Source organism: Polaribacter sp. 2405UD43-2 (assembly GCF_058147125.1).
In genome coordinates, this window is sequence record NZ_JBYVJX010000009.1 from 102865 (window position 1) to 112042 (window position 9178).

Consider the following 9178-nt stretch of genomic DNA (forward strand, 5'->3'; position numbering starts at 1 on the left):
TTGGGCAGGTTTTTTAATTTTTTAACTTAAATTAACGAAAAATGAATATTATTAAAACACTTTCTTATCTATTAATTGTGTCTCTTAACATTTCTTGTTCAACAGAAAAAAAAGCTACAATTATTACCGTAAAAAATACGCTCGATATAGCACGGACTTTTGAAATCGTCGAAATCAATAAATCTTCTTTAAATGTTGATGATTTATCACTTTTAGGAATTAAAGATGTAAAATCGGGTAAATTACAAGTTACTCAATTGGTAGATTTAGACGGAGATGGTTCTATGGATGAAATTTTATTTCAACCTAAAGTAGCTGCAAACTCAGAAGCTAAATTTGAAGTGGTAACCATTACTGAAGCAGAAAAACCTAAAGCAGATGATTTATGTTATTCTCGTTTTGTGCCAGAAAGAACAGATGATTATACTTGGGAAAACAACAAAGTTGCTTTTAGAGTTTATGGTCCTGTGGCTCAAAAAATGATAGAAGACAATATTCCTGGTGGCACTTTATCTAGTGGAGTAGATGCTTGGTTAAAAAGAGTAGAATATCCTGTAATTAATAAATGGTATAAAGAAACAATGATAGATAAAACAGGAAGCTATCATGAAGATACTGGCGAAGGTTTAGACAATTTCCATGTGGGGGTTAGTAGAGGTGTTGGTGGTATTGCTGTTAAGTCTAATGATGTTTATTATTATTCTAAAAATTATACAAAATGGAGAACCATTACTACTGGTCCATTAAGAACAAGTTTTTATTTAGAATATGAAAATTGGGATGCTAATGGTAAAAAAATTAAAGAGTCTAAAGTTATCAGTTTAGATTTAGGTAATAATTTTTCGAAATTTACAACTAATATCGAAGGAACAAATACTATTTCTGCAGGATTAACTTTGCATGAAAAAGATGGTAAAGTTACAGGTAGTAATAAAAATGGCTGGGTTAGTTATTGGCAACCTCACGCAGACTCTGAACTTGGTACTGCTATCATAGCTCCAAAAAACACTTTTAAAGGTTTTGAAAAATACGATGTTGAAACTAAAGATTTAAGCAATGCTTATGCACATCTTAACGTTAAAAATAATAAAGTTGTTTATTATGCTGGTTTTGGATGGGTAAAAAGCGGGCAATTTAAATCGAATAAAGAATGGGAAAACTATTTAAATAAATTCTCTAAAATGATTAATAATCCTTTAGAAGTAAAAAAAGAGAATAGTGAAAACAAATAATTTTAATTTTTTTTGGTTTTGTGTATGGCTTTTACTCAGCTTATCTTCTACAGTAAGTGCACAACAAAAAGTAACAACAAAAGAGGATGGAATAAAATACTTTAGAGAGTTTTTTTCAAAAAGAAAGTATAGAGGTCACCAGTTAAACTCAATAAAAACTAGTAGAGCTAAACTCATTAATAATATAGATGAAAATGGTCTTTTTCCTGATTTCAAAAATATTGTAAAAAATAAAGAAGAGGCAATAAAAATGCCTACCAGAAAAATAAGTGATTTTATTTCTGTTCAATACAATAAATATTGGAAAATTGCAGAGCAGTATAGAAACAAGTCTTATCAAAGTTACCAATCCGATTCTTTATTTCGTAAAATAGCAAAGGGAATGGTATATTTAGGGCAAATAGAAAAAGATCTTCCAAACGTATCAACACGTTTTCATTCTTCTTGTTTTGCAATTCCAACAGCAGCAATAAATAGTTATTTTTCCTTAATAAATTTAATGGATGCAGTTGAAAACAACACTGTAAATGATCCTTTGTTTGTAGAATTGAATAAAATATTAAAAGTATTAGGTAAACAAAGTTGGACACAACCAGTAAGAAATGACGAAACAGATAAAAATGTAGTTTCTGTTGAAAGATTTAGACACCATGTCTGGTGGGTAGGAGGAAATGCTTTAGCATATCGTAGTTTATTACCTTGTGCTATAATGTTAAAATCTATAAAGATGGTTGATGTTTTGGCAGAAGTAACTAAAAAATCAATTAGTCCAACTTCGCAAGTAACAAATAAAACCTCATTTTGGTCTGAAGGTTTTACTGCAGATGGAGCAGGATGGGGTCATGGTCGTCAATGCTTAATTTTTGAATATCCAATAGATGGTACTATTAATGCATTGGCTATTTTAAGTTATTTAAAAAATACTCCTTGGAGCCAAAAACTATCTGAATCTAATATAAATAGCATCTTTAACTATTTAAGAGGCTCATCTTTTTATCATTACAAAGGCTACGATCAACTTTTTTTAAGTCGTCATACATTTCAGTATAAATCTAAAAGTAAGGTTATTAAATCTATAAAATTGGTTAACAAATTACTGTCTGATTTTCAACCTTCTTTAAGTAATGAACAAGTTAAAGAGTTAAAACAGTATAAAAAAGAAGCAAATAAAAAACTGCTATTAATGTCTGATTATCCTAACAAATATTCAGGTATCAGATTCTTTTTTAATAATGATGATGTTGTTAAAAAAACTTCAGAATATGCTGCTTTCATCAATATGGCTTCTTTTAGAGTTGATGGTACCGAAAGTGCTGACTCAATGGCTGATAAGTTAAATTTCTTTACCAATGACGGTGCTACTTTATTTACAAAAAAAGGACGCGAATACAAAGATATTCTTGGAGTTTGGGACATTTATTCTACACCAGGTGTAACTAATAGGCACCCAAGTTCTTTGCCAAAAACAATTACTAATTGGTCTGGGTTTTGCAGCAAGTATAACTTTGCAGGTGCATCAGTATCAGAATCTGGAAATGGAATCGTAGGATTTAAGTTTGAGAAAATAAATTCTGGTAAAAAGTATAAAACAAACAGGAGAGAAGAACTTAATGTAGATTTAATTTACGGAGTAAAAGCACATAAAAGTTATTTTTTATGGAACGATTATATGATTGCATTAGGCTCTGGTATTACCAATACTCAACCTGAAAAGGACGGAGAAGTTTATACTACAATTAATCAAACACTTTTAAACGGAAAAGTTAGTTATAGTAAGAAAAATAAAAAAAGATTTTGTTCTTTAAAAGAGAATAAAAGAATTATTCTTAAAAATAAAAAAAGCAAAAACTTAATTCTTGTTGAGCAAGAAAATCAAATGTCTTATGCTATTTTTCCTAAATGGAATAAAGGAAATATACATATTACTAGTGAAGAAAGACAAGCAGACTGGGTAAAGTATAATGAAGCTAATAAAAGAGCAAAAAAATTACCTTCTTCAGCAAAAGTATTTCAATTAGCAATAAATCATAGTAAAACTCCAGTTAATGATACTTATGCTTATGCTGTATATTTAGGTAATAAAACAGCTAAAGAAGCTTTTAGAAAAAGGCCTGTAAATATAATTCGTAATGACACTTTAGTTCAAGCATTACAATCCGTTGATAAAAAAGTACTAGGAGCTGTTTTTTATTCTACAAAAAGCACATTAAAAGCTGAAGATAGTTTTGAACTTAAAGTATCTCATCCCGTGGTAATTTTATTAGAAAAGCAAGTAAAAGGATATAGATTAACGGTTAATGACCCAACAATGACTCCTGGTTTAGAAGCGATTACTATTAAAACTACACTTAAAATTAAAAATGCTAAAAGAGAAGGAAAATGGTATACTCTTAAAGTAGAGCTTCCAAAAGGAAATCTTACAGGTAAGCCTATTTCTGTTAACCTTTTATAAATTTCATTTAATAAAAAAGGCAAGATTGTTTATAAATAATCTTGCCTTTTTTATTATTTATTCTAATCAAACTATATTAATTATAAAAAATAATTAGAAACCCTTTTTTGTTGTGAATATATTTAAAGTAACTATTATTTTTTAATAATTTTATGTGTTGTTGAAAAAGAAGAACCAATCAACTTTAAAAAATAAATCCCATTTGATAAGTTTTTTAATTTTAAGTTAATGTTTTCAATACCTTTAATATTTTTAGATAAAATAATTCTTCCAGAAGAATCAATTATAAAAGCCTTTATAAATTTTGCATTTAAATTAGATATTTTAATTTCTGCAGAAAAAGGGTTTGGAAACACTTTCGTTTTATTTACATTATAATTTTTAGTTGTTAAAGTATTGTTTATCCAATTAGGAAGTGTACCTAATCTGTATTTTAACTGAGCTTCATATAAAGATTCTTCATCTACGTGTGTTCCTTCAGATTCGTTTACTTGGTATTGATTTGTTTCTGTAGACATTGTAAACCCTTTTAAGCCAGAAATAATTGGTGTTATAAATTTTAGATTTCGATTTGGGAGTGGTGCAAAAGATTTTACATTAGAGTTACTGTAAGAAACTCCTTCAAAGTTCCATAACACTAAATTTTTTAAATGATTAGGTAATGATTGGTATGCTCCTCCTGCATTTAAAAAGAAACCTCCTTTACAGGCATCAAAAAGTGTTGATCTGGGTTGGCTTGCATGTATTTCCATACCCGAATTTCCGTTTTGTGGATGTTCATTTCTCCAAAGTACATTTCCTATGGATTTTCCGTTTACGCCAGCTCCATGCCAAACACCAGTTGTTAAGTCTTTATTGTTTCCAATAAAACAACCAGTAGAGGAATTGGCAGTGATAAAATTATGACCAGGATTGCCTGTATATTTATTATTTAAAGCAGTAATATTTGCAGAAAATGTAAATATAGCTACTTGAGACATTGCAGAAAACTCAACATTTTTAATCCAACTATTTACTACATGGTTAAATCCAATGCCACTCCAACCAGAATCACTTTTAAAAGCATTAGGGCCATTTACAGCTTCACCAGGATGTATTTCTTGTGGAGCTCTATGGTGTAAAAAATTCCAAATATAACCGCCTGTATATTTTAAATCTTGAACCCCTACTTCTTCTAAAGCTTTAAAGTTGTTTATTTTCCAACCATAAGAAGCGTTAATTGCTCTGTGAATAGGTTCTTTAAAGGTGATAGAATTACTTGTTTTACTTACCACTTTGTGAATTTCTCTAATCTCTACACCATTATTTACGATCTTTAAATTTTCAGGTTGATAAAAATCTGAGGTTGAGAAAGGTGCTAATTCTTCATTTACAAAATTACTATTGTTATTTTTAACAAATAATTCTACCCATTGTCCCACAGAAATGTTTGATGTAGTATTTACTTGAACCGTATAAGATTCTCTATTAGCGTTGGCAGTAACATTAGCTCTAAAAGAATTGGTAGAATCTTCACCATTCCAGAACATAAATAAATATGGACAAGCCCAAGGTCTTGTAGCCATATCTGGGTGTGTTGTATGACTTTTTTGATACAACTCAGTACCCCCAATACCAGAACCACTTCCTTTAATTACAATATTACTTTTAGAAATTCTAATAACTTGGCTTGGGTCATCTGCAGTAACACCCGCTTCAGTTGGATTTGTGTCATTAACTATAAATTTACCAGGAGGAAAGAAAATAATTCCTCCATTAGGGTTTGCTTCAGCCACAGCAATGGTTGCAATGATAGCAGCTTTGTCAGATTTATTATCATTTGCAACCGCTCCGTAATTGGTAACGTTATAAATTTGCTGAGAGAAAGAAGTTGGTAGGTCAATTTCTCCATTATGATACCCAGCATAACTAAAAGTCGGTAAGGTTGGTGTGGTATTATTTGTTTGCGCGTTTACCCAATTTTGATATAATGAACTAGGGTTTTGAGCAGCAAGCTTTATAACTAAGAAGAAAAAAAAAGTGGATGATAATATTTTTGAAAAACTAAAATTCATATTTTTTATTTTTTATAAAATTAGTTAATTCTTGTTTTTTAAATAGGAGGTATTATGTTCTTTTAAAGGGGTTTTTTAATCAAAAAAAATAAAAGCTTAACTTAAATAAGTTTCTAAATTTTCTGAAGTAATAATATCTATTGGTAATAAACTTTTTTTAGGAATTTCTTTACCAAAAAGAAAATGTTCTGCTAAGTAAGTTAATCCTAAATAAACTTGTTTTTTAGGATTTTGATGAATTAAAAATTGGATTAAATTCTCATTTAAATATTGTATGTTTTCAACAAGCAAATCATAACCAATTAAATGAACATTTTTTATTTTTTTATTTTTTAAAAAATGAGCAATTTTATAAACTTTTGATGTGGTAACAAAAACTGACACAATCTCTGAAGAAGAATTAAAAATGGTTTCTAAATTATTATTGAGTTGCGATTGTCGAAAATTAAAAGTTCTTATTTTATAGTCAGAAGAATCATTAAAATACTTTCTAAACCCTTTTTCTTTTTCTTGCATATGAACTGCATTATTAAAATCTTCATCAATATGAATTATAGCAATTGTAGAATTTATAGGAGTAATCATTCTAAGTAAATTTGCAGCAACACTACCACTTTTAAATAAATCTTGACCCACAAAGTTTTTAATGTTTTCAGTGTCTAATTGATTATTAAACTTACTTACAATAATATTAGAAAGTGCATAACTAGCAATAATTTCTGTTGTTTCTTTATAGAATAAAGGAGCTAATAAAACAGCATCTGGGGCTATTTTTAAAACATCATTATTTACTTTTATAAAAGATTGTATATCATTAGGACTAAAAAAGAAAGGTTCTATAAAAATTCCGAAAGAAGAAAATTCTTTAATAGCTTCTTGTATGCCTTCATTACAAGGAAGCCAAAAAGAATCTCTATTAAAATCTGGCAGCACTACACAGATATGATAGTCTTTTGTGTTCTTTAAGCTTCTGGCAAGTAAGTTTGGCTTATAGTCTATTTTATTTAAAACTGTATTTACTTTTTCTAATGCTTTTGCAGAAACTTTTCCTCTTTTGTGTAAAACTCTATCAACTGTACCTTTAGATACACCAGCAATTTCTGCGATATCTTTTATGGTATATTTTTTTGTCATAACACAAATATAGATAGATTTTATTATTCTAATTGCCTAATTAGACAATTTCTGTGTTCGACAACACGAAAAAATGTGTTCGAACACATTTTTTCGTGTTTTTCTTTTTTTATATTCTTTTAATGACTAAATTTGTAAAGCCTTAAAAGAGTTCTTTATAACTATAAACTATTTTAAAATATTGACTTGTAGGTGTTTGAATTTGATTTAAAAAACTTTTAAGAGGAAGAAATATTATAAACAGAAAAAAAATGAACAAACCGACATTAGTAATTTTAGCTGCAGGAATGGGAAGCCGTTATGGAGGCTTAAAACAGATGGATACATTTACACCAGAAGGAGATACAATTATAGATTTTTCTTTGTACGATGCAATTCAGGCAGGTTTTGGTAAAGTAGTTTTTATCATAAGAAAAAGTTTTGAAGAAGATTTTAAAGCCATTTTTAATAAAAAGTTAGCAGGTAAGGTAGCAGTAGAATATGTTTTTCAAGAATTAGACAACGTTCCAGAAAAATATAAAAACCCAGAAAGAGTAAAACCTTGGGGAACAGGGCACGCTTTATTGATGACAAAAGATGTTGTAAAAGAAAATTTTGCCATTATAAATGCCGATGATTTTTATAGCAGACAGGCATTTGAAACGATTGCAGAACAACTAAGAAATACAGATAAAAATAGCTACGATTTTAGTATGGTTGCCTATTCTTTAAAAAATACAGTTTCAGACAATGGCTATGTTTCTAGAGGTGAATGTACTGTTGATAAAAACGGTTACCTAACAGATGTAACAGAAAGAACAAGAATTGAAAAATTAGACGGAATCTTAAAAAGCGAGAACGAGGCAGGAGAAATGATTCCTATTGATGAAAACACCACAGTTTCTATGAATTTTTGGGGGTTTACACCTAAATGTTTTGAGTTTGGAGACGCGTTGTTTTTAGAATTTTTAGAGAATAATAAAAACAATCTAAAAGCCGAATTTTATTTACCATTAATAGTAAATAAGATGTTAGAAAGTAAAAAAGCAACCGTAAAAGTATTAGCATCAAACTCAAAATGGTTTGGAGTTACTTATAGTGATGACAAAGAAAAAGCACAAAAAGAGATCAATAAATTAAAAGAAAACGGAGTCTATCCAACAAATTTATGGAACTAGTTATGGAAGCAAACACTCTAAAAAATATATTTAACGAATTTGACCATAAGTCAGAATATATAAGTCATTCAGAATTAAATTCGGGGCATATTAATGATACGTTTTTAGTAAAAACAGCAGGAAACAAAAACTATATTTTACAAAGAATAAACCATAACATTTTTAAAGATGTGCCAGGTTTAGTAAATAATAAAGTACTTACCAGTAAACATATAAAAAGTAAATTTACAGGTATTTCAGAGAATGAACTAAGTCAAAAAGTATTAAGCTTTGTAAAAACCAAAAACTCCGATTTTTATTACTACAAAAAGGATAAAGACTATTGGAATGTAATGGTTTTTATCAACGATAGTGTAACACACGAAATTGTAAAAGACAAAGAAATTGCTTACGAAGGAGGGAAACTTTTAGGCAAATTTTTAAACCTAACATCCGATTTTGATAGCAGTCAATTAATAGATGTAATTCCGAATTTTCATGATATGTCATTTCGTTATTCACAATATGCATCATCCATCCAAAGTGCCACAAAAGCAAGATTACAAAAAGCGGCAAAATACACCAAGTTGGTGGCAGATTTAAAAGATGAAATGCACATACTTCAAAACTTAAAGGCAACAGGAAAAATTCCAACAAGAGTAACTCATAATGATACTAAAATTTCAAATTCACTTTTCGATAAAAACAAAAAAGGAATTTGTATGATAGATACAGATACAGTAATGCCAGGAATTATACATTATGATTTTGGAGATGCCATTAGAACTATTTGTAATACAGCAGCAGAAGATGAAAAAGACTTGTCTAAAGTAGCCTTTAATTTAGAATATTACAAAGCTTACGAAAAAGGATTTTTAGAACAAACCAAAGATTCTTTATCAGCCACAGAATTAAAGTATTTACCATTAGCAGCAAAAACAATGATTTTTATAATGGGACTTCGTTTTTTAACAGATTATTTAAATAACGACACCTATTACAAAACAAACTATTCAGAACATAACTTAGATAGAGCTAAAAATCAATTTAAATTGATAGAAAGTTTTTCTGAAAAACTATAAAACAAAACACTATGCAACAAAAAAACAACACAAGAGCGATTGTCATAATAGGAGGTATGTTTGCCATCTTCGGTTTTGTCACTTGGAT

Annotated in this window: 6 protein-coding genes; 4 read left to right on the forward strand and 2 right to left on the reverse strand. The window is 29.0% G+C overall.

Annotated elements, in window-relative coordinates:
- Positions 1-41 precede the first annotated feature (41 nt).
- Both ACY2RX_RS12290 and ACY2RX_RS12295 read left to right on the forward strand, forming a co-directional pair.
- On the forward strand, positions 42-1232 hold the full coding sequence (locus ACY2RX_RS12290; RefSeq protein ID WP_490104283.1) for a BT3233 family polysaccharide utilization protein: 1191 nt from the start codon (positions 42-44) through the stop codon (positions 1230-1232).
- Entirely contained in the window at positions 1219-3684 is a 2466-nt protein-coding gene (locus tag ACY2RX_RS12295) for a polysaccharide lyase family 8 super-sandwich domain-containing protein (protein ID WP_490104284.1), read from the forward strand. Before ACY2RX_RS12290 ends, ACY2RX_RS12295 begins: the two co-directional genes overlap by 14 nt.
- A 134-nt stretch (positions 3685-3818) precedes the next feature.
- On the opposite strand, the gene ACY2RX_RS12300 is transcribed toward ACY2RX_RS12295, so the two are convergent.
- Together ACY2RX_RS12300 and ACY2RX_RS12305 are read right to left on the reverse strand one after the other, a co-directional pair.
- Entirely contained in the window at positions 3819-5738 is a 1920-nt protein-coding gene (locus tag ACY2RX_RS12300; RefSeq protein WP_490104285.1) for a DUF4955 domain-containing protein, read from the reverse strand.
- Positions 5739-5834: 96 nt separating this feature from the next.
- On the reverse strand, positions 5835-6872 hold the full coding sequence (locus tag ACY2RX_RS12305; RefSeq protein WP_490104286.1) for a LacI family DNA-binding transcriptional regulator: 1038 nt from the start codon (positions 6870-6872) through the stop codon (positions 5835-5837).
- A gap of 251 nt (positions 6873-7123) precedes the next feature.
- Between ACY2RX_RS12305 and ACY2RX_RS12310 the strand changes: the two genes are divergently transcribed.
- Together ACY2RX_RS12310 and ACY2RX_RS12315 are read left to right on the forward strand one after the other, a co-directional pair.
- Positions 7124-8029, forward strand: coding sequence for a nucleotidyltransferase family protein (locus ACY2RX_RS12310; protein WP_490104287.1), 906 nt, complete (start codon positions 7124-7126; stop codon positions 8027-8029).
- The gene (locus ACY2RX_RS12315; protein ID WP_490104288.1) at positions 8020-9090 is read left to right on the forward strand and encodes a phosphotransferase enzyme family protein; all 1071 of its coding nucleotides are present in this window, start codon (positions 8020-8022) and stop codon (positions 9088-9090) included. The genes ACY2RX_RS12310 and ACY2RX_RS12315 overlap by 10 nt, the downstream gene beginning before the upstream one ends.
- Positions 9091-9178 lie beyond the last annotated feature (88 nt).